We start from the raw sequence: 26308 nt of genomic DNA on the forward strand, positions 1-26308 counted from the left end.
CTAAAATGCGCGCGCATTTTAGTCCTCTATTTTTTGCGGATCTGCTTTCTGACCTAAAAAAAACGGAACAACTACTTTTTGTGTATATCTTTGTTTTTTTTACAAAAAAATCATGTTGCACGTCCTACAATTGCTTGCTGTTCTAATAATTCCATAATAGATTCCAGTGAAAGATTGGTGTGCTGTTTCTGACTAGCTCGTTTTCGATAAGCAGTTGGCGTTTCACCAGTCTTTTTTTTAAAGATTCGGCTAAAGACAACTAAGCTATGAAAGCCGGACTGAAAAGCAATATTTTCAACGGAATCATCTGACATCAACAATAAAAAAGCAGCACGATTGATTCGGATACCTAATAACCATTCTTTGACACTTACCCCAATATTTTCATGGAAGGTACGGGAGAGGTGGCTACGGTTGACCGATAATGCGTCAGCAACTTCTTGGATAGTGAGTTCCTCTGTTGCATGGGCTTGAATGTATTCGATTGCTTCAATCGTTAAACGTGAAATATTTTGAGGTGTACTTAAGTGATTTTTTCCACCATCTACTAGTAATTTTTCAAAAAAGCGATACAACAACTCATTCAATTTGATTTCATTTAGTAGCGTGTCTGGCGCATAATCAAAACAAGCTAAAATCAATTGACTATAGTCAACTAACTGATTTGAGCGAAACGTATACTCATTTTCTTTAAAAGGGGAATGCTTAATCAATTCCTCTGCTTCTTTTCCACCAAAGGAAAGCCAAGCGTAGACCCAAGGATTGGTTACATCAGAGCGATAAAAAGTTTGATCGCCTGGACGAATGAGAAATAAATCTCCTTTTTTTAAATGATACTTTTGCTGATTGACCGAGTACACACCCTCACCATCCAAGATGATATGTAGAACAAAATGTTGTCGGATAGCTGGTCCAAAAGAGTGGAAAGGCATGGTTTTAGAAAATCCACAAAAATTAAAGTAAAGTTCACTTGATAAAAAATGATGTTCTTTTCGTAAAAATACAGTTTGTTCCATCTGCTCAGCCCCTTTTCTTCAAGGTACGCTTACTCGGAAAAAAATGCAACAAAAAGTTAAATTTGTATCACATGATAGTAATAAAAAGAAAGCGATTACTTGATATAATGAATGAGAAATAATCAACTATGGAATGAAAAGAGGGCGACAGTATGCAAATCAAAGAGCAAGAATTTGGAAATGATTCCCATTTGATTACATTAATCAATGATCAAAAAACAGAATTGGCTGTTACTGATTTTGGCGCACGAATCGTTCATTTACAGACGCTAATTGATGGAACAAAACGTGAATTGATCCTAGGATTTGATCATGCAGAAGAATATCTTTCGAAAGACGCGTATATCGGTGCAACAATTGGTCGAACAGCTGGTCGAATCGCTAAGGGAAAATTTTATCTAGACAATCAAGAGTATCAGGCAAAAGTCAGTGAAGAAACAGGACATTGTTTACATGGTGGAGATCCTAGCTTTGAAAAGAAAAATTGGCCATACACGATTATCAAAGGTGAAAATGAAGCTTCAGTTATTTTCTATTTAACAAGTCCTAATCAAGAAAATGGTTTTCCGGGTAATTTAGACGTGGAAGCACGCTATACTTTAACAAATGATGATGTTTGGCGAATAAGTATTCGCGGAATTAGCGATCAATTGACTTTATTTAATCCAACCAATCATGTGTATTTTAATCTAACAGGAGATGTAACTGAACCAATCGATCAGCATGAATTATGGTTAGCAAGTCAATTTTTTGCTCCTTTACAAAAAGATTTGATTCCAAAAGGGGAAGTCGCACCGGTCAAAGGGACAGCATTCGATTTTACAACGCCAAAAGTCCTTTCAGATGTTTTTATTAGTGATTTTCCACAAGCCAAAATGGTTGGCGGGATGGATCATCCGTTTTTCTTACAGAAAACAGGACAAATGAATCAAGTAGCAAAATTAACAAGTCCAGATAAAAAGGTTGCGATCCAAGTTGCAACCAATGTAGGAAGCATTGTCTTGTTTACCGCAAATTTTGGTGATGATGCACCAGTTATGCGCGGAGACAAACTAGTGAATCATGGCGGAATCACCTTTGAAACGCAAGAAGCTCCTGGATCAGAACGATTTGAAAGCTTTGGCGACATTACGCTTTTACCTAACCAGGCACGTGAGTTTGTGACAGAATATCAAATAAAAAAATAGATGAATGAGGGATATCAGATGGAAAAAATAGCTGAAGTAACAGCAGCATTTCATAAATTATTTGGGGAAAAAACAACCAGTGCATTTTTTGCTCCAGGTCGAATCAATTTGATTGGAGAACATACGGATTACAATGGGGGACATGTGTTTCCAGCATCAATTACGTATGGAACTTATGGTGTAGCAGCGCCAAGAGAAGACAATCAAGTGAAAGTTTACTCGCTAAACTTTGAAGAAGTTGGTTTGATTACTTTTTCTTTGGATAACTTAAATTATACAAAAGAGGATAACTGGGCAAACTATGTCAAAGGATTTATTCTAAAAGTCCAAGAAGCAGGCTATCCGATTACTCATGGTTTTGAACTTGTGATTGAAGGAACGATTCCCAATGGTGCTGGTTTATCAAGTAGCGCTTCATTGGAACTGCTAGTAGGAGTAATGTTAGAGGATTTGTATGATTTACCAATTAGTCGTTTAGAATTGGTTAAAATCGGTCAAAAAGTTGAAAATGAATTTATTGGAGTCAATTCAGGAATTATGGATCAATTTGCAATTGGTTTTGGTCAAAAAGAACAGGCTATTTTATTAGATACGAATACCTTAGTCTATGAAATGGTGCCAACCGAATTAGGAGACTACGCAATTGTAATCATGAATACGAACAAACGTCGCGAACTAGCAGACTCGAAATATAATGAGCGCCGTGGTGAGTGTGAAGAGGCATTGAAACGCCTACAAACAGTTGTCGATATCCAATCATTAGGGGAATTAGATGAAGAAACATTCCGAAGCTACAGTGAAGCGATTGGGGATGCTATTTTAACAAAGCGTGCCAAACACGCAGTGACAGAAAATCAACGGACATTGAAAGCAAAAGATGCTTTAGTAGCGGGTGATTTAGTTTTATTTGGGCAACTGTTGAATGCCTCGCATGATTCATTGCAACGTGACTATGAAGTAACTGGCATCGAGTTGGATACTTTAGTTCAAGCAGCTCAAGCGCAAACGGGTGTATTGGGTGCTAGAATGACGGGAGCAGGTTTTGGCGGATGCGCGATTGCATTAGTAAAAGAAGAAGCTATCCCTGTATTTGAAGAAAAAGTCAAAGAAACTTATCTAGAAAAAATTGGTTATGCACCTGATTTCTATGTTGCTCATATTGGGGATGGCGCACAGAAGATCAAATAAGCGAAAGAAAATATAAAAAGGGAGGGGCTGTGACAAGCGTATTGTCACAGCCCCTCTTTCCGAATTGTTTGAAGCTTAACGTTTAAAGCCACAACCTTATTCTCGGTGTTCCCAAAGCAACTCCTCAAGATAGTTTGCAACCACTTCAAAATATGGAAATCTATTTTGAGTGCTTGCTCGCTATCTTGTCGGAGCTAGACGCTTTGAGCCACAACCTTATTCTCGGTGTTCCCAAAGCAACTCCTCAAGATAGTTTGCAACCACTTCAAAATATGGAAATCTATTTTGAGTGCTTGCTCGCTATCTTGTCGGAGCTAGACGCTTTGAGCCACAACCTTACCCTCGGTGTTCAAGAAGCAACTCCTTCAAAATAAGCCCAAATTACTCAAAAATTTGAAGAACAATTTCTGATAATTTGTTTTTATTTATTAGAGCTGGGCACTTCTTTTACAACCTCACTTTTACTTTATTTAAAAAGTGGAAAGTCTAACCAAAAGGATTTGTTTAAACTTAAAAAACTAACCATTGGTAATTCATTTGATTTAACTGTTAACGTTTGTGTTTCTGGAATCTGGTTCACAGTGAAGTGATACCATAACTCCCAAACATTTGCGACTTTCAACCCAGAAAGGAAAGCGGGTGAATTGATGTTCGATTTAATGATAGGTAAATCTAGCACATCACTAAACGTTAAATGATTCTTTTTCCAAACAGTTGGAACCGTTAGAAGTTGTTCTGTTGATTTTGTTTGTGTCTTAATTGGTTCTTCTTTGGCTTCATCATATTTTGTTAAATCATACGCTTTGATGATCGCATTTAATTTTTTCGAATACTGCTTATCTGTTGCGTAGCGACCTTCAAGATATTTCGTCGCATCTTCGTAAGATTTAGCTTCAGATTTCCAAATTGGCTTATAGAAATCTTTATTTCCAGATAAACCATTTTTGATTAAATCAGCATAGTCTTCCAAGCTTTCTTTGTAAGAAGGATATTTACGGAACTGCGCTTTGATTTGGTAGCTCTGCCCAGCTTCGTCTTGCTCAAGTGTGTTAAAGGAAACACTTGAACCTTCAAAATCGCCTTTGATTCCAAAAAGATTATAATTTGGTTCGCTAGACAATAAGCTATTTCCTGAACCACTTTCTAGAATAGCCTGTGCCATCATTACTGAAGCGTAGATGCCTTCTTTTTGTCCAATCTCTTGAGCAAAATCAGCAATTTCCTTTAAGAAATCATCAGTTGATTGATTTTTAGAAAATGAAAAATCACCTAGATTATCTAAAGCAGAGGAACCAATAGAATTAGCTAATGATCCAGATGCTACTGGCAAACCAGCTAAGTTCACCCGGACGGCAAAGTCAGGTGTGTAATCAGCAATGGAAGTAATACGAACATGATCGCCTGGTTGAGGGGCGTGAATGTATTGTCCATTACCAATATAGATTGCTACGTGATGTGTCACACCAGAAGATGGTCCCCAGAATAACAAGTCACCAGGTTGTGCTTGGCTAACTGGAATTTGAGTACCAGCGTATTGTTGTTCACCTGTCCAGCCACCAATATAATGACCAGTAGCTTGCATATACACGTAATAAGCTAGCCCAGAACAATCAAAAGTTGAAGCGCCTTTTGCTCCCCAAACATAAGGACTTCCAAGATATTTGTATGCTTCTTTGACGATGGCCTGCTGAACGCTTGTCGTATTCGCTGGTAAAACGGCATCTGTTGGTGTTTTTGTGACAAAGTCAGAAGTCGAAGCAGAAGGACTTTCTGTCTTTGGTTGTGTTACATTTGTTGAAGGTCGCTGATTGTTTGTTGAAGAATGATTCCCAGTGCTTGGTTTAGATGAACCTTTTTGTGAATTATTCGTTGATCCAGCAGGCTTCGATGGTTTATTAGTGCTTGAATTTGATGTATTACCTTTATCAGAAGAGTCTGTTGTACTACTGCTTTCTGTAGTGCTTGAATCAGGAGTTGTACTGTCTTCTGTCGGAGCTGTTGAGCTGTCCGAGGTATTTTCAGTAGTGCTATCTGAAGTATTGTCTGTACCTTCACTTGGAGCAGTCGAAGGTTCTGTTGATTCTTCTGTTGAAGAATCAGGAAGGGCTTCAAAGGTTGCATTGATTACTAAGTTGGCTGCGCCAACAACAAATGTTTGATTTGTGTAATCAACGGTTTGAACACCATCAATTTGAACAGATGCAACTTGTTCGCCAGCATCTGGTGTAATCGTGTAGTTCAATTGTGTTCCTTCTGTTAACCCAGTTAAGACACCACCATTGATAGTTAAAGGCTGACCATCCATTGTTGTAATAGTAATCTTGCCAATCAATGCTGGATTAATTGTTGCTGTGTAAGTAGCTTCTGCTGGTGTTTCGCTCTCTGGTTGAGAGGAAGAGTCAGTAGAAGTTGTCGTGTCTGACGTGCTGGTCTCGGGTTGTTCCGAGGCTACGACTGAACTTTCGGCCGTTGCAACTTGCGGTTCTTCTGTTGCAAAAACGGACTGAGTAGATAAGATAGTCGGAGCAATGAGCCACGTAGCCGCTAACAGGCGAATCGCCTTATTATTCTTCATAGTCATCTAGTCCTTTTCATTTTTTTTTGCTCATATCCAAGTAGTTCATAAAATACTCTTTAACTGGTAAAGTGGTTCGCCATTTTTTAATGAAAGAACCTACTTTTCTGACAGAGTAGCTGGCATAGTTACGAGTAAAAGTTGTCTGGCTTAAATTTTTGGGTATCGTTCTTACTTTGTTGGGGAAAGAGTGTGGTTCAAAATAAGATACGCATACTCTATCCAATTGTACCAGAAGATGAGCAGTTCGACAAAAAATTAGTTAAATAAAGGGACGTAAAAAATAAAAAAAACTCCAAACAGTGAGAAAACTCATTGTTTGGAGGAAAGATTATTCTTGGGGCATTAAAGTTTCATCAAACCCGCTAACTAAGGTAGTAATCATTGCAACTACTAAGCTGACAGCAAGTCCGATGACGTACCACCAAAATGTACTTGAAATAAATGCAGGAAGAGTGGTCAAGCTACCAAAGACAAAAGCGATTGCTTTTACTTTCGCAAAGCCCATGACTGCGCCACCAGCTGCAGCACCGATACAAGCAGCTACAAAAGGTTTTTTCAAAGGAATTGCAATGCCGTAAACAGTTGGTTCAGTGACTCCGGCTAATAAAATAGAAGCAAAAGCTGAGCCAGAAATCGAGCGTGTTCTTGACTGTTTACTTTTTAGAAACACACCTAAAGCTGCTCCAGCCATTCCAAAATTTGCTGCTCCAGTTAATGGAACGATGCGGTCAAAGCCAAAACTTGAAATGTTGCTAATCATGACTGGGTTGACAGCCCACTGAATACCGAAAATCACCAAGATATTCCAGCCACCGGCAATAATTGCGCCACTAATTGGTCCGTTAATGTCCATCATCCAAGTAATGACAGCAGCTAATCCTTCACCCAAGTACACACCTGCGGGGCCAAATACCATTAAGGTCAATGGGACTGTAATCACTAAAGAAAGCAAGGGAACAAAAACTAATTGCATACTTTCACGAATATATTTTTTTAGAAATTTTTCTACAAAAGAGTAAAAGAAAATCCCTAAAATAGCTGGCATCACTGTAGATGTATATTGCATTAGTACCACGGGAATACCTAGAAAATCAGTTGAAGCTTTCCCTCCACTTGTCAAAAGACCAGTCAAATTTGGCTCAATCAAAGCAGCTGCAATGACACCTGCAATATAGCCGTTGACTTTAAATGTTTTGGCTGCAGAAAATGCTAGAAAAATAGGTAAGAAATAAAAGACAGCATTGGAAGCAGCGGCTAAGATATGGTAAGTCCCGCTGGTCTCACTTAACCAACCAAGTGTTGTTGCTAATACAACTAATCCTTTTAAAATTCCTGAACCAGCAAAAAGCGGGATGATTGGTGTAAATATTTCAGAAATCAAGCCAAATAATTTTTCGATGGGGTTCAACTTTTCTTTGGTTGCTGATTGATCCAACTGTTGGCTCAAGGCTTTATACGTTTCACTTAATCCTTGTTCCATGATGACTTCTGCGTATTTATCTAAAAGAATGAAATATTTTACATCAGGAATTTGTTGGATGATTTCATTTGACTCAGTCGCAGGTTGTTTCTTTAACTGGATACGCAATCGGGTTGCACAAGGGGTAATCGATTCAATATTATTTTTTCCACCTAGTTGAGTAAGCAAAAGCTGAACTTGTTCCGACAATAAAAGTTGTTCTGGTTGAATGATTTTTTCCATTAGAAAACCACTCCACTCACCAAAATAATATTTGCATAAGGCGTCATTTCACCTGTGCGGATAAACGCATGGCAATTCGTTAAGTCTTGTTTCATTTCCTCATGAGGAATAAAAGTGATAGGCGTTTCAGGCATCAATTGTTTGATTTGCTCTAGTACATTAGGATTCATTGCCTTTATTTCTTCTGCCAGTTCAATTGATTGGACTTCTAGTTCTTCTAAGACATTTTCTAAAACAGTCATAAAACTAGGTACACCATTCGTGACAGCAAGATCAATTTTTTCAGTTCCAAAAGGTACGGGCATGCCAGCATCACCAATACTTAGTTTGTCAAAGTGTCCCATTTGTGAAATAACTCTAGAAATATCTGAATTGATAACTTTACTTTTTTTCATATCAAGATCCATCCTTTTTTATTAAATGTATGTGTTCATGTTATTCAAATGTTAAGTCTGTACGATGTGGGATTGATGGTTGTGCACCATAACTTTGAACAGCGACAGAAGAAGCAAGATTGCCGTAACGAATTGCCTCTGGTAAGTTACTAAAATCTGGATTCAATTGGCTACTTAAGGCACCAATGAATGTATCTCCGGCAGCGGTAGTATCAACTGCTTTTACTTTAAAAGCAGGGACAATACCATGTTCAGTTGCAGTGTGGTAGAAGGCACCTTTGCTTCCTAAAGTAATAATCACTGTTTCAATTCCAAGTTGGTGAAGAGCAGTAGCAGCTTGGAATAAACTTGCTTCATCTGTTACTTCAATTCCAGTAATAATTTCTGTTTCAGTTTCATTTGGAATAATGACATCTGTTTGTGCAAGTAGTTCTGTTGGGATTGTTTCAAGAGCTGGTGCAGGATTCAAAATCGTTTTCTTCCCAGCTTTTTTGGCAAGGGTAAAAGCAGCCAAGGTTGCATCTAAACTACTTTCAAACTGTGCAATTAGGAAATCACTGTTTTCAATCAGCGCTTTTTGTTGTTGAACTTCTGCTTCATGAAAAGCATTATTTGCACCAGCATGGATCAAAATACTATTTTCGCCAGCATCGTCAACCATAATCATTGCTTGACCAGTTGCAGTGTCAGCAATTGTAGAAATGCCAGAGATGTCGATTTGTTCCTTTGCCAATAAATCAAGTAGAGTAGCCCCTTCATTATCATCGCCAACTGCACCGATAAAAGCTGTGTTTGCACCAGAACGTTTTGCTGCAACAGCTTGATTTGCACCTTTTCCTCCGCCTGAATGGAAGATGTCACTTGTGTGTAGTGTTTCGCCTGGTTTAGGCATTTTTGTTAAACGTAAAGTCGTATCCATATTGATACTGCCAATAACTGTAACCGCGTTCATTTTTGAACCTCCAAAAAGTCAATGAGATTTTTCCTTGCAAGAAAATAAATTAAAACGTTTTATTAAAACGTTTTAATAACTTGGCTAAAATATAGCACACCTTGAAAGCTATTTCAAGGGTGCTGTTGAAAATCTTTTTTCTAAATGGACTGGCAGTAGTTTCTCTTCTTGTTTTTTTTCGGGATGCTGAATACGTTCTAATAAAAGTTTCGCTGCTTCTTGTCCTAACTCGAAGATTGGTTGAGCAATTGTCGTAAGTTTTGGTTTTACATACTCAGACATATCTACATTATCATAACCAATAATACTATAATCATCGGGTATTTTTTTTCCTAATTCTTCTAGCCCGCGATACAAGCCAAATGCTAATTCGTCATTTAAAGCAAAAATGGCGGTTGCTTCAGAAGCAACGATTTGGTTAGTTATTTGGTAACCACCTTGTTTGGAAAAAGCTGTCGGGATGAGAAGCAGTTGATTGTAGTCAATTTGATAAGCATCTGCTGCTGATTTAAACCCTTCGATTCTTTCTTGAACATTTGCTGGTGGATTCTCTGGATAAACGAGGGCAACTTGTTGATGTCTTAAAGAGAACAAGTGTGTACCAGCTAAGTAGCCTCCACGAAAATCATCTGTGCGCACTGAGTCACTAAAATCTTCTGCTTTCTTTTGATCCAAGACAATAAATGGACGCCCTTGTTGTTGCAAATCTTCCTTGATTGCCTGAGTCGAGATTGCAGAAGAAGCGATGATAAATCCATCTACACCACGGCGTGTTAGTTCTGAAAGATACTGGACTTCTTTTTGTTGATTGGAGTCGGCATTACAAAGAATGGTAACGAAATGTTGTTGATATAAAATTTCTTCGATCCCTCGCATGAGTAGATTGAAAAAAGGATTCGTAATATCAGGAACAAGTACACCAATTGTTTTTGTTTCTTTCGTAATCATTTGACGCGCAAAATAATCGGCTTGGTAACCAAGTTCATTTTTGGCAGCTAGGACTTTTTCGACCGTCTTTGAACTAAATTTATCTTCGTTGCCATTTAAAATTTGCGAAACAGTGGCAATCGAGACACCGGAATGATGTGCAACATCTTTAATTGTTACTTTTTTTTTCACCATGACTTTCCATACTCCTATCTAAATCTTGTGGCTATTTTCCCATGAAATGTTAAAGAAGTAAACGAAATCATTCGATAAAAGTAGATTCAGATTGATTTTAAAAAAGAAAAATTTTTTGAACTAGGATGAGGCAGGCAGTTAGTCGAAAATAGTCAAGTAAGTTTTACAAACGCTTCCTTTTCAGCTATAATAATTTTGAGCAACTTGTATATATAAGTTTGGAGACGAATAATTTAATGGAGGAGAGTATATGTCATTTAAAGAAAAAGTCATTTATCAAATTTATCCAAAATCATTTAATGATACGGATCATGATGGAATTGGCGACTTGAATGGTATTCGAGAGAAATTACCTTATTTACGTGAGCTGGGTATAGATATGGTTTGGTTAAATCCAGTTTATCCTAGTCCACAAAAAGATAATGGCTATGATATTTCAGATTATTTAGCTATTGATCCATTGTTTGGGACGATGGAAGAATTTGAAGCGTTAATCAAAGAAGGAAAAGATTATCAGATTGAGTTTATGCTTGATATGGTTTTGAATCATGTATCGATTGAACATGAATGGTTTCAAAAAGCACTAGCGGGGGATAAATATTATCAAGATTTCTTTTATATCCGTGATGAACCAACTGACTGGGTTTCAAAATTTGGTGGGAATGCATGGGCACCGTTTGGAGAAACAGGAAAATATTATTTGCATCTATACGATATTACGCAAGCGGATTTGAATTGGCGTAATCCAGCAGTTCGCGAAGAGCTGTTTAAAGTTGTGCGTTTCTGGATGGAAAAAGGTGTGAAAGGATTTCGTTTTGATGTCATCAATGTGATTGGAAAGGATGAAGTTCTGAAAGACAATCCAGTGAATGATGGAAAACCTGAATATACTGACAAACCAGTCACTCATGATTACTTAAAATGGTTGAATCAAGAAACTTTTGGACGAGATCCAGAGATTATCACAGTTGGTGAGATGAGTGCGACTACTGTTGAAAATTGTATCTTATACACTGAACCAAGTCGACATGAGCTAACAATGACTTTTAATTTCCATCATTTAAAAGTGGATTATGAAAATGGAGATAAGTGGACAACTCCGGCTTTTGATTTTGAAGAATTAAAACGTTTGTTCCATACGTGGGGAGAAGAGATGAGTAAAGGAAATGGTTGGAATGCTTGGTTTTTAAATAACCACGATCAACCACGAGCTTTGAATCGTTTTGTGTCAGTAGACCGTTACCGAAAACAAGGAGCAGAGATGTTAGCGACATTGATTCATCTTAATCGTGGAACACCTTATATTTATATGGGGGAAGAAATCGGAATGATTGATCCGGCGTTTACGTCTATGGCTGATTATGTTGATATTGAAAGTAAAAATGCTTATCAAATGTTAGTGGAAAAAGGCTTGTCAGCTCAGGAAGCCTTTCGTAGAATCCAAGCTAAATCTCGTGATAATTCACGAACACCGATGCAGTGGACCGATGAAGAACATGCAGGTTTTACTACAGGAACACCATGGCTGAAGGTGGGAGCCAGTTATCCTGAGATCAATGTTGAGGCAGCAAAAAATGAGAAAGACCAATCAATTTTTGCCTATTATCAACACTTGATTCAGCTACGCAAAACACACCAAGTAATTTCTGAAGGAGATTATCAAGCCTACGCACCAGAACATCCACAAGTTTATGCCTTCTTACGATCTTATGAGGGACAAAAATTACTTGTTCTAACAAACTTTTATGAAGAAACAACCACAGTTGATCTTCCAGAAGAATTTGTTGAAGGCGAAAGACTGATTGATAACTATTCTGATACAGTCGTAAGCAAAGAATTAACGCTTAAACCGTATCAAGCGATTGCATTACTTGTGAAATAAAAAAGAATTCCTACTCAATTGTTCATTGAGTAGGAATTCTTTTTATCAAATAAATATCAATCAAAATAATCATCTTCTGAAAAATCAGCTTCTTCGTATTCACCTTTATCACCGTAATACTTATTGTAACGTTGCTTGAATTTTTTAAAAGCAAAGACAACCAGTAATTTTAGTAAAGTATAGATTGGGATACCAAAGATCACACCCATTATTCCAAGTAAGTCACCCATAACGAGCAGCACAATCAAAATCGTTATAGGATGAACTTGTAGTCGGTTCCCAATCACACGCGGAATGACTAGGTCACCATGAAGCAACTGGACTATGAACCAAACAAGGACAAATTTTACGACCATAAAAGTTGAATCTTGGAAGGCGATAAAAAGTCCAGGAAAGAAGGCAATGAATGGTCCAATATATGGAATGATACATAACACACCAGCAGCAATAGCTAGGATGCTAGCAAAATCAATTCCAATGAGTAAAAATGTGACCCAGTAAATAGCTCCTAAAATAAACGAAGAAATAATTTGTCCTTTCAAAAATGCACCTAATTGTTGGTTAGCGATTTTAGTCAATTCTTGGAAATCCTTTCGAAATGCCGGTGGAACGATTTTTAATACTGATTGGTAGAAACCATGTGGATTTTGAAGCAAGAAAAAGGCAACGATAGGACCAGTAAACAGAGTAATAAAAGTAGTTGTTACGGCAGAGAACAGATTACTGATACTTTGCGCTCCACTTTCCCAGTAATTACCAATGAAAGATGTTGCTTGGTCTGTAAAATTATCAATTGAAGAGAAGAATTCATTGAATTTATTAGCAAAAGGTGTGTGTTCTAAAATATTTCTGACACCTTCTTGAAAATCATTAAATAAGTTTGGTAAGCTGTCAAATAACTCGGTTGCTTGCTGTTGTAGAAAGGGTGCAAACCAGACACTTCCTAAACCAATCACGGCAAAAATCAAGACATACACCAAAATAACAGCAATATTACGTGACATCCATTTACTTAAACGCCGAATAATTGGATCCAGTAAATAATACAAAATAAGTGCAAATAGTACAGGTGGTAATGATGCTGCAAAAATAACTCCTAAAGGTTTAAAGATAAAGGCAACTTGCCAAAACACATAAATGACTAAGGCAAGCATTACTAACAAGCCCAGTACGTAATACGAAGTTTTTCCCCCTAAAAATTGAATCAGTCGAGCGTTCGATTTTTTGTTCAATTTTTTTCCTCCTTTTCTTTCTTTTGTTTTTATTATAGTCAGAAGTTAACCGAAAAAGAAAATGAAACAAACTAAATATGGAAGAAATCTGATATTAAAAAAAATCCTCAATCGATTAGTAAAATGCTAACGAGTTGAGGAGTAAGTTTGTTATGAAATAATTTTTTTTAAGCCGCGAATCGAGATGGGGACTGTTTCACCGTTTGCTAAAGTGACTTCTCTTTTTTTCTTATCAATAGTCCGAATATTTAGTTTGTTAATAACGTATGACTTGTGGCAACGAATAAAGTAATTATTTTTTTTCTCAATATCTTTGATTTTATCGTAGAACTGAAGATGAGCATGAGTCATGTGTACTTCAAGTTTATGTGGTGTAACTGCTGATGTGGAAAAATATTGAATCTCGTCTAGTGGGAGAAATTTGATTTCTCCGTTGAATTCTAGCTTAAAGATGTCCTTTTGGGGTTGAGAATTATGAAAGTTAAGAACGATTTTACTTAAGATGTGTTCTAAACGGTCTTTTAACTCAAAGACATCTTCTTTCAAAATATAATCGGTTGGTTCAATTCGATTTTTTAGAATTTCTAAAGAGAAGTCAGAGTTAGCCGTCACATAAATAATCTTGCCTAATGGATCCATTTGACGAATTTCTTTTCCAAGCGTAATGCCGGTTAATTCATGGCTTTGGATTTCCGTATCCAAAAAATAAATACCGAAATCAGCAGTTCGACGACGGGCAATTTCAAGAAGTTCATTTGGATCAGTTGAAGAAACAGCAACTTGACTGTTGAGGTCTTCAAGAGTGATCTGATTTTTTATGACAGTTGTGATAATTTCTAATTGCCGTGGGTCTTTTTCGCAAATATAAATCGGAATCATATCAATACTCCTTCACTTAAAATAAATTGCTAGGTATCAAACAATGTTTCAGTAAATGAACGCTATTTTTTTTATGTTCATTCCAGTTCGGTTAGTTAGAGACCTGAACGTTAGATTGTAGCTGAAGTCTAATGTTTATCGTGAGAAACCATCATCTAAATTTTAAGGATTATTGCTTAGTCAGAGATTCTTTTTCCCCACGGTGTACCAAAAATAGCTGAAAACTCTTAGTTAAAAGTGTAATAAAAAAAAGTGAACAAAAACGGTTCACTCAAAAAATGTATGTTTCAGCTCATAACTGTCCGATTTCATTTAACTGTTATGTATAATTACTAGATCTTGTGAAATTTGTGAAAAAAGTTCACAGTTTTGATGTGAGAAATGCTTTTTTTGAGTGTGTGTACTAATTTTTTATTTCTATGTTAAAAAAGTACTAACCTGATAAAAGGTGATGGAGGTATTCTTATGGAAAATGAACAATTATTTGAAGTAGGCGAAACTTATGAATTTCATTCGGATTTGTTTGAATCACCAGTCAAAGGGAAAATCGAAAAAATATATGAAAATAGTGTAATGATTCGCGTAACGAAATGTGCAACAGATGAAACAGAAACAGCCGATAATCTACAATGGCAACTGATTGTTCGCAAATCGAACGCTTTAATCGAAAATAACTAAGTAAACAGGAACTAGTTGTTTTCCAATAGTTCAATTTTGTAATTAATAATTAAAAAGACTAACCTTTCAAAAAATAGCAGAAAAATTGTTATTAACTATTGAAAAGTTCAGTCTTTTTTTGTGGTAAAATGAGAAGCAGAATTTATAAAAGGAAGGATGCCGATAATTGTGATTATTGTTGCGGGAACTATCGGAGCTGGGAAAAGTACATTAACAGAAATGTTAGCGCAAAACTTAGACACTAAGCCATTTTATGAAAATGTTGAGGACAACGAAGTCTTGCCTTTGTTCTACTCAAACCCAGAAAAGTACACTTTTTTATTACAAATTTTCTTTTTAAATAAACGTTTTTTAGCAATTAAAGATGCATTTTGTCATGATGATAACGTGTTAGATCGATCTATTTACGAAGACAGTTTACTGTTTCATTTAAACGCAGATTTGGGCCGAGTGTCACAGGTAGAAGTCGAGCAATATCAAGGATTACTTGAAACGATGTTAAATGAACTAGAAGACATCGCGCCGCAGAAGAAGCCTGATTTATTAGTTTATATTCGAGTTTCTTTTGAAACAATGCTTGAGCGTATCAAAAAGCGCGGACGAGAATATGAACAAATCGAACAAAATCCTGAGTTGTTTTCTTATTATCAAGAATTAAATCGCCGTTATGAGGAATGGTTTGATGCGTTTGATGTCTGTCCAAAGCTTGTGATTGACGGAGATCGTTATGATTTTGTGGCAGAACCAGAATGTGGCGAACAAATCGTTCAAACAATTAAAGCACAAGCTAAAGAGATGAGCGAGACAGCAATGAAAGAAAAAATTCGGTATACAACCACAGTTCCAGAAGCAAAGGGAATTTTTTCTTACAAAAAATAAATAAGAAAAAGGACGCGACAAAGATGTTTTTTCTTTGTTGCGTCCTTTTGAATTAATTATTGTAGTCCAATTGATCAAAGTGGATATTTATTGGTTCTGAAAAAGCGCCAAAGCTGGAATGTTTGGCTGAGTGCCATTGCCAAAAAGAGAAACGACACTAATAAAATAGCTTGAGCACCAAATAAATGATAACAAAAAACAGAAACGATAGCGCCTAAAATGAATGCTAGTACAACTGTGAGGAAGTGAAAAAATTGATCAAAATCAGATTTTTCTTTTGAAATCAAAAAATCATAAAGATTGGTTGCCACACCTTTCAAATTTCCGGTTGTAAAAAGATTTGTATAGGCACGTCCATTGATTTTATCGAATGACACCCATTGGATTGCAGCTGTAAAAGCAATCAAAACTGTTACAAGTGAGGGATGAATGTTGATTATTCTTAAGCTAACGAGGAAAAAAATCAGGGCTTCGTAGTAAAGAACAAATAATCGCCAAAAATGTTTTTCCCGCTTTCGAAAATAATCAATCAAAAACTTGGTCAATAAAATACCAAGAAAAAAGAAAAGAGTTGATAGCACTTTTTTTCCAAAGCTAATCCATTCGCCATCAAAGGCTTGAATAATTGCCAGAATAATATTACCAGTTTGTGCAGAAGCAAAGACATCGTAATGAATGTAAGTATAACTATCCATTGCACCGCCGATAAATGTTAGTAACAGTCCGATAGTACGATCCTCGTGAAACGAAGTACGCATGATTTTTCCACCTTCAATTATTATTTTACTGATGTAGTTTCCTCTATCTTAGCATAATTTTCCGAAAAACATGATAAGTTTTCTGAAACAAAGTGATTGGATAACGGCGTTTCATTTTCAATAAAGGTCTGGTAGTATAAAGAAAACAAGAATGACACGATAAATAAGAAAATTTTGAAAAAGAAAGTTGGTGGCACTGATTACTCAGCTAAATGAAAAGGAAATGTTGCGGTTAAAAAATGAGCTGAAGTCTTGGAAGAACAGATATCACAAACTTCAACAAATCTTTCGATTACAAGAAGAGATAATTGCTAGTTATGAGGCTGCTTATGGGGAAGCACCAGGATTAATTGAAGAAGATCAGCCAGCTGAAAGAGTGGATGATTCGTTTTTTAAAATGATGGAAAAACGCTCTTATAATCAGTTTAACCAAGAACAAAAAGCTGCAATTACGTATGACATGGAAAAAAATCTTCGTATTATTGCTGGCGCTGGTAGCGGTAAGACGCAAACGATTTGTGCAAAAGCCGTCTACTTAATGACACAAAAACAAGTTGCCGAGCAGCGAATTTTGATGATTACGTTTACGCGGAACGCAGCGAATGAATTGAAAAAAAGAGTGGATAATTTTAGCCAACATAAAACAGCGGTACATATCGGAACATTCCATAGTATTTTCTTTCGTCTTTATAATGAAATTTGTAAGGAATTCCCAGACATTGCAATGCAAGGTATTCATGGAGACTTTTCAAAAGATTCTGGTCAAAAAATTGGAGCGATTTTACAGCAATTGATTCGTAAATATAATCTTTATTCTTTTGATCAGTATGGTGAGAAAAATTTGCCAGCGCGTTTAGATTATTGGCAAAACATGAATCTATCGCAAGAAGAAATTATCCATTTGGTGAAAGAAAAGTTTGATGGAATAGAAAAAAATGCAAATCAACCACTTTCTGAACGCATCGGTCTGTTGATGACGGAGCTAAAGGAGTTAAAACAGCAACAACATCTGGCTGATTTTAATGATATTTTGCAAAATCTAAAAGAAGCTTTACTTGACGAAAATGTTCGACAGTTTGTTGGCAAGAAATATGATTTTTTATTTATTGATGAGTTTCAAGATACGAATCCTCTGCAATGGGCGGTCGTAAAATTGATTACTAAAGGAACAAACATCAAGCTAGTCGTAGTCGGAGATGACGATCAAAGTATTTATGGTTTTCGTGGATCAGAGCCAGCCTACATCAAAGAATTTGAACAAGAATATCCGACTGAAACACTCTTCTTACTAACGAATTACCGTTCTCGTGCCGCAATTGTTCAAGGCGCAAACCGATTGATTAGCTACAATAAGGGGGATCGTATTCCCAAAGCTATGATTCCTGCACAAAAAGAAGCAGGTGTTATGGAGGCAATTTCTTTTAAGGATCTTCAAGCAGAAAGCCAGTGGGTGATTCGCCAGGTTCAAACATTTATCAAACAGAAAGGTAAATACAAAGAATCTATTATTTTGTACCGTTCACTTTCGCAAACACAAAGATTGGTACAGAATCTTTTGCAAACGGACATTCCGTTTGTCCTTGAAGCAGATGCACCATATGAAGGAATTTTTGGTGTACGAAACTTTCAACAGTTATATAGAAGATTTCTTGACTGGCACAGAGCAACAACTAGTCAGAAAAAAGAGCAAAGTTACCAACAAATTTTGAGACAAATCATGATTAACTGTTATTTGAAAAAGTCGGAATGTGATCGTTTCTTCTCTCAAAAACAGTCAGATACCGACCTAACTGCGTACATTGTTCAGATGAAACCCTCATTAAAATCACGGCAAAAAGAAATTGAGCAATTAGTAAAAGAATTACAAGGATTTACGCAGCAACCAAGAAAAAACATGTACCAGTTTTGGCAATTATTCATGAATCTTCCGCGAGCAAAAAAAGAACTCGAACAAAGTGAGCGCGATTGGTTAATAGAAGAAATCAAAAAACAACCGACATTGTTGCAATTGATAGAGTTAGAAAAATCAATTCAATCGCAAGCAAAGCAACTGAAAACACGATTGATTGCTTATCGACAAGGAAAGCTAGATGCGTTATGTATTCAAAGTATTCATAAAAGTAAAGGATTGAGTTACAGAAATGTTTTCTTGATTGGCTGTAACGAAGGCGCGTTGCCACATAACGGCGCTGCAGAAAAAGGAGCCGTGTCGTCGGAACAAATCAAGATAGAACCTGTGACAACGATTGAAGAAGAACGCCGCTTATTTTATGTGGCGATGACCAGAGCTCGAAATCGCCTGTATTTGTGTGTACCGCAAATGAAAGGAACTCGGCAATTAAAGCCATCTCGTTTTATTAAAGAGTCTGGTATTCAACTCAGGAAATAACTAAAAAATTGTGCCGCAATTGATAATTGTGGCACAATTTTTTTAGTTCACTTAGCGAATGATTGGTCTTTTTGAAATAATTCAGTTAAAATGGGATTATAATTAAAGAGGAGTGAGAAAATGATAAAAGTATATACCTCACCTAGTTGTACTTCTTGTCGTAAGGCTAGAGCATGGTTGCAAACGAATCAACTTGAGTTTGAAGAAAAAAACATTTTTGTCGATCCGTTACTTGAAGAAGAGATTAAAGAAATTCTAGCAGCAACTGAAGGCGGGGTTGAGGATATTATTTCCACTCGGTCAAAAATTTATGAAAAATTGTGTTTGGATTTCAATGAATTAACGCTTAAACAAATGATTGTTTTGTTTAAAGAGTACCCTTCGCTGATTCGTCGCCCTATCTTAATTGATGAAAAGAGAATTCTGATTGGTTTTAATGAGGATGAAATTCGCTCATTTGTTCCTAGAAAAATTCGTTGTGTTGAACGAAATCTGATTTATTTGCAAAATTATGGCACGTTGAACTCTTAGCCAATTAAAAGAAAGAGGGAGGTCCTGTGAGAATAAAAGTATTTGGATCAAAAGATTGCTTGACTTGTTTGAAAGCTAAAAAGTGGTTAGAAAATCATCGTTTAGCTTATCAATTTATTGACTTAGAAAAAACAGCATTGAGTATACAGGACGCCAAAGAACTATGTAGCTTTAAAGAAGTCCAAGCAACTCAATTGTTTGCTACTTGGTCCGAAGCATTTCTCAAAATGCAGGTGGATCTATCAAATTTACAAAATTCTCAGTTGATTTCACTTTGTAGAGAGCACACAGAAGTCTTGAGACGTCCGCTGATTATTATTGATGATGTTTTATTTATTGGCTATGATGAACAATTATTAGAACAGTTAGTTGTTCATGAATAAATTTGAGTGAAGAGTAGGACGTAATCGTGTCTACTCTTTTTTGATGTTTCTAAAATTGAATATTATTGAATGTTATATAGAGGTAAGGAACAACGCTTGCAATCACTTTAAGGTATCTTTATAGTTAACTGTTGATTAGTTAACCATGATTGCTAAGATAAAATAGTAAGTAACGCTATCTGAGTAACGTTATATAGAATAAAAGAAAAAAGCGAGGCGTTTTTAATATGAAAAAGCAAGTACAGTTTCTATCTGCTGATGGAAAGACTATGGTGGAAGTAAGCTGTTGGTATCCTGAGCAACAGCCCGTAGCCACTTTACAGATTGTTCATGGGATGGTTGAATTTATCGAACGTTATGATCTATTCGCTGATTATCTTAATAAAAATGGGATTATTGTGGTAGGGCATGACCACTTGGGACACGGCCAGTCTATTCAATCAAAGGAACATTTTGGCCATTTTGCAGATGAAAATGGTTCAGAACTCTTACTTTCAGATATTCATACAGTAAATGAAAAAATTAGTGAACAATATCCAACACTCCCACATTTTATTTTTGGTCATAGTATGGGTTCTTTTTTGGTAAGAAATTATTTGGCACAGTTTGAGACGAATTTTTCCGGTGTAATTATTATGGGGACTGGGTGGCACAATCCCAAAGAGATGACAGTTGCTGAATTAATGGCTTCGACAATCGTCACTATTCGCGGAGCAATGTATCGTTCAAAATTTCTAGATCAATTAGCATTTGGCGGGTTTAATCGACAATTTGAACCTGCAAGAACTTCAAAAGATTGGCTTACGCGTGATGAAATAGAGGTGGATAAGTATTTACTGGACCCTAGAACGCAATTTATTTTTACAGCGTCTTCTTATAAAGAGCTATTCCGATTAGTTAGACAAGCTTGTAGCCGTGATGAAGTACAACGGATTCCAGATCATCTTCCAATGTTAGTTGTTTCGGGAGCGAAGGATCCAGTAGGTGCGAATGGCCGTGGTGTTCAAACTTTTGTCCAAGTAGTGAAAGAATATACTACTAGTCAATTAACACTTTTGCTATATGAAGAAGCACGCCACGAATTACTTAATGAAATCAATCAAAAGGTGGTATATCAAGATCTTTATCTTTGGTTAAAAAAATATATTGATACTTATTGACAGGTAAAAAATTACATGATATATTTATTCCCGTTGTTGCGAAAGTAACATTCATGAAACTTTCGTAAATAACATGAAAAATAGTTGTTGACATGTGGATTATCACATGATAAGATAACTAAGTCGTTTAAAAAGGACTGCTTATGAAGCTTGATTTCATCAAGAAAAACTTCAAAAAAGTTCTTGACAAATAACAAACGATGCGATATGATAAATGAGTTGCTGAAAGATTTCTCAAACGAAATCAAAAAAACTTTTTGTAAAAAAGAGTTGACATTCAAACGTCGCTCTGATATGATATAAAAGTTGCTACGGCAATTCAAGTAGACCTTTGAAAACTGAACAAAGTAAGACAAACCAAATGTGTAGGGCGTCTTGATTCAATTCAAGACAACAAACATTTTTAAACAGCAAGCAATATGCTAGCAAACAAATTGAGCTTAACAATCGAAAGATTGTTCTAACTTTTATTATGAGAGTTTGATCCTGGCTCAGGACGAACGCTGGCGGCGTGCCTAATACATGCAAGTCGTACGCTTTTTCTTTCACCGGAGCTTGCTCCACCGAAAGAAAAGGAGTGGCGAACGGGTGAGTAACACGTGGGTAACCTGCCCATCAGAAGGGGATAACACTTGGAAACAGGTGCTAATACCGTATAACAATCGAAACCGCATGGTTTTGATTTGAAAGGCGCTTTCGGGTGTCGCTGATGGATGGACCCGCGGTGCATTAGCTAGTTGGTGAGGTAACGGCTCACCAAGGCCACGATGCATAGCCGACCTGAGAGGGTGATCGGCCACATTGGGACTGAGACACGGCCCAAACTCCTACGGGAGGCAGCAGTAGGGAATCTTCGGCAATGGACGAAAGTCTGACCGAGCAACGCCGCGTGAGTGAAGAAGGTTTTCGGATCGTAAAACTCTGTTGTTAGAGAAGAACAAGGATGAGAGTAACTGTTCATCCCTTGACGGTATCTAACCAGAAAGCCACGGCTAACTACGTGCCAGCAGCCGCGGTAATACGTAGGTGGCAAGCGTTGTCCGGATTTATTGGGCGTAAAGCGAGCGCAGGCGGTTTCTTAAGTCTGATGTGAAAGCCCCCGGCTCAACCGGGGAGGGTCATTGGAAACTGGGAGACTTGAGTGCAGAAGAGGAGAGTGGAATTCCATGTGTAGCGGTGAAATGCGTAGATATATGGAGGAACACCAGTGGCGAAGGCGACTCTCTGGTCTGTAACTGACGCTGAGGCTCGAAAGCGTGGGGAGCAAACAGGATTAGATACCCTGGTAGTCCACGCCGTAAACGATGAGTGCTAAGTGTTGGAGGGTTTCCGCCCTTCAGTGCTGCAGCTAACGCATTAAGCACTCCGCCTGGGGAGTACGACCGCAAGGTTGAAACTCAAAGGAATTGACGGGGGCCCGCACAAGCGGTGGAGCATGTGGTTTAATTCGAAGCAACGCGAAGAACCTTACCAGGTCTTGACATCCTTTGACCACTCTAGAGATAGAGCTTCCCCTTCGGGGGCAAAGTGACAGGTGGTGCATGGTTGTCGTCAGCTCGTGTCGTGAGATGTTGGGTTAAGTCCCGCAACGAGCGCAACCCTTATTGTTAGTTGCCATCATTTAGTTGGGCACTCTAGCAAGACTGCCGGTGACAAACCGGAGGAAGGTGGGGATGACGTCAAATCATCATGCCCCTTATGACCTGGGCTACACACGTGCTACAATGGGAAGTACAACGAGTCGCGAAGTCGCGAGGCTAAGCTAATCTCTTAAAGCTTCTCTCAGTTCGGATTGTAGGCTGCAACTCGCCTACATGAAGCCGGAATCGCTAGTAATCGCGGATCAGCACGCCGCGGTGAATACGTTCCCGGGCCTTGTACACACCGCCCGTCACACCACGAAAGTTTGTAACACCCGAAGTCGGTGAGGTAACCTTTTTGGAGCCAGCCGCCTAAGGTGGGATAGATGATTGGGGTGAAGTCGTAACAAGGTAGCCGTATCGGAAGGTGCGGCTGGATCACCTCCTTTCTAAGGAATATTACGGAGACTACACACGTTTGTCATCATTACTTTGTTCAGTTTTGAGAGGTTTACTCTCAAAACACTTTGTTCATTGAAAACTGGATATTTGAAGTAAGATCAAAACAAACCGAGAACACCGCGTTGAATGAGTTTTTTAATAAGTTCAATTGCTTATTTTTCTTGACTAGTTTCTATCGCTAGAAATGATGTCAAAACCCAACCGTAAGGTTGATAAGGTTAAGTGAATAAGGGCGCACGGTGGATGCCTTGGCACTAGGAGCCGATGAAGGACGGGACTAACACCGATATGCTTTGGGGAGCTGTACGTAAGCTATGATCCAGAGATTTCCGAATGGGGGAACCCAGCATCTTTTATAGGATGTTACAAATATGTGAATACATAGCATATTTGAGGTAGACGCAGAGAACTGAAACATCTAAGTACCTGCAGGAAGAGAAAGAAAATTCGATTCCCTGAGTAGCGGCGAGCGAAACGGGAAAAGCCCAAACCAACAAGCTTGCTTGTTGGGGTTGTAGGACTCCGATATGGTAGTTTTTTCAGATAGTCGAATGACTTGGAAAAGTCAGTCAAAGAGGGTAAAAACCCCGTAGATGAAATTTGGAAGACACCTAGGAGGATCCTGAGTACGGCGGAACACGAGGAATTCCGTCGGAATCCGGGAGGACCATCTCCCAAGGCTAAATACTCCCTAGTGACCGATAGTGAACCAGTACCGTGAGGGAAAGGTGAAAAGCACCCCGGAAGGGGAGTGAAATAGAACCTGAAACCGTGTGCCTACAACAAGTCAAAGCCCGTTAATGGGTGATGGCGTGCCTTTTGTAGAATGAACCGGCGAGTTACGATTGCATGCGAGGTTAAGTCGAAGAGACGGAGCCGTAGCGAAAGCGAGTCTGAATAGGGCGTTTGAGTATGTAGTCGTAGACCCGAAACCATGTGATCTACCCATGTCCAGGTTGAAGGTGCGGTAAAACGCACTGGAGGACCGAACCCACGTACGTTGAAAAGTGCGGGGATGAGGTGTGGGTAGCGGAGAAATTCCAAACGAACTTGGAGATAGCTGGTTCTCTCCGAAATAGCTTTAGGGCTAGCCTCGGAATTGAGAATGATGGAGGTAGAGCACTGTTTGGACTAGGGGCCCATCTCGGGTTACCGAATTCAGATAAACTCCGAATGCCATTCATTCATATCCGGGAGTCAGACTGTGAGTGATAAGATCCATAGTCGAAAGGGAAACAGCCCAGACCACCAGCTAAGGTCCCAAAATATATGTTAAGTGGAAAAGGATGTGGGGTTGCACAGACAACTAGGATGTTGGCTCAGAAGCAGCCACCATTTAAAGAGTGCGTAATAGCTCACTAGTCGAGTGACCCTGCGCCGAAAATGTACCGGGGCTAAACATATTACCGAAGCTGTGGATAACACCTATGGTGTTATGGTAGGAGAGCGTTCTAAGGGCGTTGAAGGTAGATCGTGAGGACTGCTGGAGCGCTTAGAAGTGAGAATGCCGGTATGAGTAGCGAAAGACAGGTGAGAATCCTGTCCACCGAATGACTAAGGTTTCCTGGGGAAGGCTCGTCCGCCCAGGGTTAGTCGGGACCTAAGCCGAGGCCGAAAGGCGTAGGCGATGGATAACAGGTTGATATTCCTGTACCCGTTGTTTTTGTTTGAGCAATGGAGGGACGCAGGAGGCTAAGGAATGCAGACGATTGGAAATGTCTGTCCAAGCAGTAAGTCTTAGGTTGAGTCAAATGCTTAATCTTTTAAGGACAAGCTGTGATGGGGAGGGAAATAATAGTACCGAAGTTCCTGATGTCACACTGCCAAGAAAAGCTTCTAGTGAGAAAACAACGGCCCGTACCGCAAACCGACACAGGTAGTCGAGGAGAGAATCCTAAGGTGAGCGAGAGAACTCTCGTTAAGGAACTCGGCAAAATGACCCCGTAACTTCGGGAGAAGGGGTGCTGATCGTCAGATCAGCCGCAGTGAATAGGCCCAAGCGACTGTTTATCAAAAACACAGGTCTCTGCAAAATCGTAAGATGAAGTATAGGGGCTGACGCCTGCCCGGTGCTGGAAGGTTAAGAGGAGTGCTTAGCGTAAGCGAAGGTACGAATTGAAGCCCCAGTAAACGGCGGCCGTAACTATAACGGTCCTAAGGTAGCGAAATTCCTTGTCGGGTAAGTTCCGACCCGCACGAAAGGCGTAACGATTTGGGCACTGTCTCAACGAGAGACTCGGTGAAATTTTAGTACCTGTGAAGATGCAGGTTACCCGCGACAGGACGGAAAGACCCCATGGAGCTTTACTGTAGTTTGATATTGAGTGTCTGTACCGCATGTACAGGATAGGTAGGAGCCGTAGAAATCGGAACGCTAGTTTCGATGGAGGCGCTGGTGGGATACTACCCCTGCGTTATGGCCACTCTAACCCGCACCACTAATCGTGGTGGGAGACAGTGTCAGATGGGCAGTTTGACTGGGGCGGTCGCCTCCTAAAAGGTAACGGAGGCGCCCAAAGGTTCCCTCAGAATGGTTGGAAATCATTCGAAGAGTGTAAAGGCAGAAGGGAGCTTGACTGCGAGACCAACAAGTCGAGCAGGGACGAAAGTCGGGCTTAGTGATCCGGTGGTTCCGCATGGAAGGGCCATCGCTCAACGGATAAAAGCTACCCTGGGGATAACAGGCTTATCTCCCCCAAGAGTCCACATCGACGGGGAGGTTTGGCACCTCGATGTCGGCTCGTCGCATCCTGGGGCTGTAGTCGGTCCCAAGGGTTGGGCTGTTCGCCCATTAAAGCGGCACGCGAGCTGGGTTCAGAACGTCGTGAGACAGTTCGGTCCCTATCCGTCGCGGGCGTTGGAAATTTGAGAGGAGCTGTCCTTAGTACGAGAGGACCGGGATGGACTTACCGCTGGTGTACCAGTTGTTCTGCCAAGGGCATTGCTGGGTAGCTATGTAGGGAAGGGATAAACGCTGAAAGCATCTAAGTGTGAAGCCCACCTCAAGATGAGATTTCCCATTTCTTTAAGAAAGTAAGATCCCTGAGAGATGATCAGGTAGATAGGTCAGAAGTGGAAGTACAGTGATGTATGGAGCGGACTGATACTAATCGATCGAGGACTTAACCAAGAATGGTAAAAGAAAAAAACTCGGTAGAGTTGAGATTACTTCAAATCCAGTTTTGAGTGAGCAAAAAGCAAACTCAATAAGATAACACCACAGTGTGGTGGCGATAGCGAGAAGGATACACCTGTAACCATGCCGAACACAGAAGTTAAGCTTCTTAGCGCCGATTGTAGTGAGGGGTTGCCCCTTGTGAGAGTAGGACGTCGCCACGCAACGGTAAAAAACAGA

At 38.9% G+C, this 26308-nt stretch carries 18 protein-coding genes and 3 rRNA genes; 12 read left to right on the forward strand and 9 right to left on the reverse strand.

What is annotated here, in order from left to right; translation table 11 throughout:
- Nucleotides 1-110: 110 nt before the first annotated feature.
- Entirely contained in the window at nt 111-1016 is a 906-nt protein-coding gene (locus IGJ66_RS01875; RefSeq protein WP_271027439.1) for an AraC family transcriptional regulator, read from the reverse strand.
- 152 nt (nt 1017-1168) lie between these two features.
- Between IGJ66_RS01875 and IGJ66_RS01880 the strand changes: the two genes are divergently transcribed.
- Nucleotides 1169-2203, forward strand: coding sequence for an aldose epimerase family protein (locus IGJ66_RS01880; RefSeq protein ID WP_270608776.1), 1035 nt, complete (start codon nt 1169-1171; stop codon nt 2201-2203).
- A gap of 18 nt (nt 2204-2221) precedes the next feature.
- Nucleotides 2222-3391, forward strand: a complete 1170-nt coding sequence (locus IGJ66_RS01885) for a galactokinase (protein ID WP_430616747.1) — start codon at nt 2222-2224, stop codon at nt 3389-3391.
- 466 nt (nt 3392-3857) lie between these two features.
- On the opposite strand, the gene IGJ66_RS01890 is transcribed toward IGJ66_RS01885, so the two are convergent.
- The 5 genes from IGJ66_RS01890 to rbsR form a co-directional block, all read right to left on the reverse strand.
- Entirely contained in the window at nt 3858-5966 is a 2109-nt protein-coding gene (locus tag IGJ66_RS01890; protein WP_430616748.1) for a glucosaminidase domain-containing protein, read from the reverse strand.
- A gap of 331 nt (nt 5967-6297) precedes the next feature.
- Nucleotides 6298-7671: a PTS transporter subunit EIIC gene (locus tag IGJ66_RS01895; protein WP_067481383.1), complete on the reverse strand. Its 1374-nt coding sequence runs from the start codon at nt 7669-7671 to the stop codon at nt 6298-6300.
- Complete coding sequence (gene rbsD, locus IGJ66_RS01900) at nt 7671-8066, reverse strand: D-ribose pyranase (protein WP_071868621.1); 396 nt, start codon at nt 8064-8066, stop codon at nt 7671-7673. Before rbsD ends, IGJ66_RS01895 begins: the two co-directional genes overlap by 1 nt.
- Before the next feature lie 40 nt (nt 8067-8106).
- On the reverse strand, nt 8107-9018 hold the full coding sequence (gene rbsK / locus IGJ66_RS01905; protein ID WP_430616749.1) for a ribokinase: 912 nt from the start codon (nt 9016-9018) through the stop codon (nt 8107-8109).
- A gap of 108 nt (nt 9019-9126) precedes the next feature.
- The gene (gene rbsR / locus IGJ66_RS01910) at nt 9127-10140 is read right to left on the reverse strand and encodes a ribose utilization transcriptional repressor RbsR (RefSeq protein ID WP_430616750.1); all 1014 of its coding nucleotides are present in this window, start codon (nt 10138-10140) and stop codon (nt 9127-9129) included.
- A 250-nt stretch (nt 10141-10390) separates the two neighbouring features.
- Between rbsR and treC the strand changes: the two genes are divergently transcribed.
- Nucleotides 10391-12022, forward strand: coding sequence for an alpha,alpha-phosphotrehalase (gene treC / locus IGJ66_RS01915; RefSeq protein ID WP_075492037.1), 1632 nt, complete (start codon nt 10391-10393; stop codon nt 12020-12022).
- A gap of 56 nt (nt 12023-12078) precedes the next feature.
- On the opposite strand, the gene IGJ66_RS01920 is transcribed toward treC, so the two are convergent.
- Together IGJ66_RS01920 and IGJ66_RS01925 are read right to left on the reverse strand one after the other, a co-directional pair.
- Nucleotides 12079-13287 (reverse strand): AI-2E family transporter, encoded by a 1209-nt coding sequence (locus IGJ66_RS01920; protein ID WP_306297864.1) that lies wholly within the window; start codon nt 13285-13287, stop codon nt 12079-12081.
- A gap of 117 nt (nt 13288-13404) precedes the next feature.
- Nucleotides 13405-14133, reverse strand: a complete 729-nt coding sequence (locus IGJ66_RS01925; RefSeq protein ID WP_067481371.1) for a LytR/AlgR family response regulator transcription factor — start codon at nt 14131-14133, stop codon at nt 13405-13407.
- Between the two features lie 465 nt (nt 14134-14598).
- Between IGJ66_RS01925 and IGJ66_RS01930 the strand changes: the two genes are divergently transcribed.
- Together IGJ66_RS01930 and IGJ66_RS01935 are read left to right on the forward strand one after the other, a co-directional pair.
- Nucleotides 14599-14811 carry a hypothetical protein gene (locus tag IGJ66_RS01930; protein ID WP_067481368.1) on the forward strand — a complete coding sequence of 71 codons (213 nt, stop codon included), beginning with the start codon at nt 14599-14601 and terminating at the stop codon, nt 14809-14811.
- A gap of 156 nt (nt 14812-14967) precedes the next feature.
- On the forward strand, nt 14968-15690 hold the full coding sequence (locus IGJ66_RS01935) for a deoxynucleoside kinase (RefSeq protein ID WP_067481366.1): 723 nt from the start codon (nt 14968-14970) through the stop codon (nt 15688-15690).
- 74 nt (nt 15691-15764) lie between these two features.
- Here the strand turns inward: IGJ66_RS01935 and IGJ66_RS01940 are convergent, their stop codons facing one another.
- Nucleotides 15765-16448, reverse strand: coding sequence for a YoaK family protein (locus IGJ66_RS01940; protein WP_071868625.1), 684 nt, complete (start codon nt 16446-16448; stop codon nt 15765-15767).
- Between the two features lie 223 nt (nt 16449-16671).
- Here IGJ66_RS01940 and IGJ66_RS01945 point away from each other — a divergent pair, with 223 nt between their 5' ends.
- From IGJ66_RS01945 to rrf, 7 genes are all read left to right on the forward strand, one after another.
- Nucleotides 16672-18837, forward strand: a complete 2166-nt coding sequence (locus IGJ66_RS01945; protein ID WP_430617011.1) for an ATP-dependent helicase — start codon at nt 16672-16674, stop codon at nt 18835-18837.
- A gap of 120 nt (nt 18838-18957) precedes the next feature.
- The gene (gene spx / locus IGJ66_RS01950) at nt 18958-19368 is read left to right on the forward strand and encodes a transcriptional regulator Spx (RefSeq protein ID WP_075492039.1); all 411 of its coding nucleotides are present in this window, start codon (nt 18958-18960) and stop codon (nt 19366-19368) included.
- 26 nt (nt 19369-19394) lie between these two features.
- A complete protein-coding gene (locus IGJ66_RS01955) occupies nt 19395-19751 on the forward strand; it encodes a Spx/MgsR family RNA polymerase-binding regulatory protein (protein ID WP_067481360.1) in 357 nt (118 codons plus the stop codon).
- Nucleotides 19752-19978: 227 nt separating this feature from the next.
- On the forward strand, nt 19979-20911 hold the full coding sequence (locus tag IGJ66_RS01960) for an alpha/beta fold hydrolase (protein ID WP_430616751.1): 933 nt from the start codon (nt 19979-19981) through the stop codon (nt 20909-20911).
- A 468-nt stretch (nt 20912-21379) separates the two neighbouring features.
- Nucleotides 21380-22940 (forward strand): 16S ribosomal RNA (locus IGJ66_RS01965).
- Between the two features lie 229 nt (nt 22941-23169).
- Nucleotides 23170-26083: ribosomal RNA gene (locus tag IGJ66_RS01970) — 23S ribosomal RNA — on the forward strand.
- Between the two features lie 93 nt (nt 26084-26176).
- Nucleotides 26177-26292: ribosomal RNA gene (gene rrf, locus IGJ66_RS01975) — 5S ribosomal RNA — on the forward strand.
- The 16S, 23S and 5S rRNA genes sit together here, the layout of an rRNA operon.
- Nucleotides 26293-26308: the final 16 nt, after the last annotated feature.

The organism is Enterococcus sp. DIV0176 (genome assembly GCF_050528535.1).
GTDB lineage: Bacteria > Bacillota > Bacilli > Lactobacillales > Enterococcaceae > Enterococcus_B > Enterococcus_B thailandicus.

Bases quoted from the DNA above. Each gene is read 5' to 3' on its own strand.
- IGJ66_RS01930 (WP_067481368.1), top strand. From the start codon at position 14,599: ATGGAAAATGAACAATTATTTGAAGTAGGCGAAACTTATGAATTTCAT.
- IGJ66_RS01925 (WP_067481371.1), bottom strand. From the start codon at position 14,133: ATGATTCCGATTTATATTTGCGAAAAAGACCCACGGCAATTAGAAATT.
- IGJ66_RS01945 (WP_430617011.1), top strand. From the start codon at position 16,672: ATGTTGCGGTTAAAAAATGAGCTGAAGTCTTGGAAGAACAGATATCAC.
- IGJ66_RS01895 (WP_067481383.1), bottom strand. From the start codon at position 7,671: ATGGAAAAAATCATTCAACCAGAACAACTTTTATTGTCGGAACAAGTT.
- rbsK (WP_430616749.1), bottom strand. From the start codon at position 9,018: ATGAACGCGGTTACAGTTATTGGCAGTATCAATATGGATACGACTTTA.
- treC (WP_075492037.1), top strand. From the start codon at position 10,391: ATGTCATTTAAAGAAAAAGTCATTTATCAAATTTATCCAAAATCATTT.
- IGJ66_RS01885 (WP_430616747.1), top strand. From the start codon at position 2,222: ATGGAAAAAATAGCTGAAGTAACAGCAGCATTTCATAAATTATTTGGG.
- rbsD (WP_071868621.1), bottom strand. From the start codon at position 8,066: ATGAAAAAAAGTAAAGTTATCAATTCAGATATTTCTAGAGTTATTTCA.
- IGJ66_RS01890 (WP_430616748.1), bottom strand. From the start codon at position 5,966: ATGAAGAATAATAAGGCGATTCGCCTGTTAGCGGCTACGTGGCTCATT.
- rbsR (WP_430616750.1), bottom strand. From the start codon at position 10,140: ATGGTGAAAAAAAAAGTAACAATTAAAGATGTTGCACATCATTCCGGT.
- IGJ66_RS01960 (WP_430616751.1), top strand. From the start codon at position 19,979: ATGAAAAAGCAAGTACAGTTTCTATCTGCTGATGGAAAGACTATGGTG.
- IGJ66_RS01940 (WP_071868625.1), bottom strand. From the start codon at position 16,448: ATGCGTACTTCGTTTCACGAGGATCGTACTATCGGACTGTTACTAACA.
- spx (WP_075492039.1), top strand. From the start codon at position 18,958: ATGATAAAAGTATATACCTCACCTAGTTGTACTTCTTGTCGTAAGGCT.
- IGJ66_RS01880 (WP_270608776.1), top strand. From the start codon at position 1,169: ATGCAAATCAAAGAGCAAGAATTTGGAAATGATTCCCATTTGATTACA.
- IGJ66_RS01935 (WP_067481366.1), top strand. From the start codon at position 14,968: ATGCCGATAATTGTGATTATTGTTGCGGGAACTATCGGAGCTGGGAAA.
- IGJ66_RS01875 (WP_271027439.1), bottom strand. From the start codon at position 1,016: ATGGAACAAACTGTATTTTTACGAAAAGAACATCATTTTTTATCAAGT.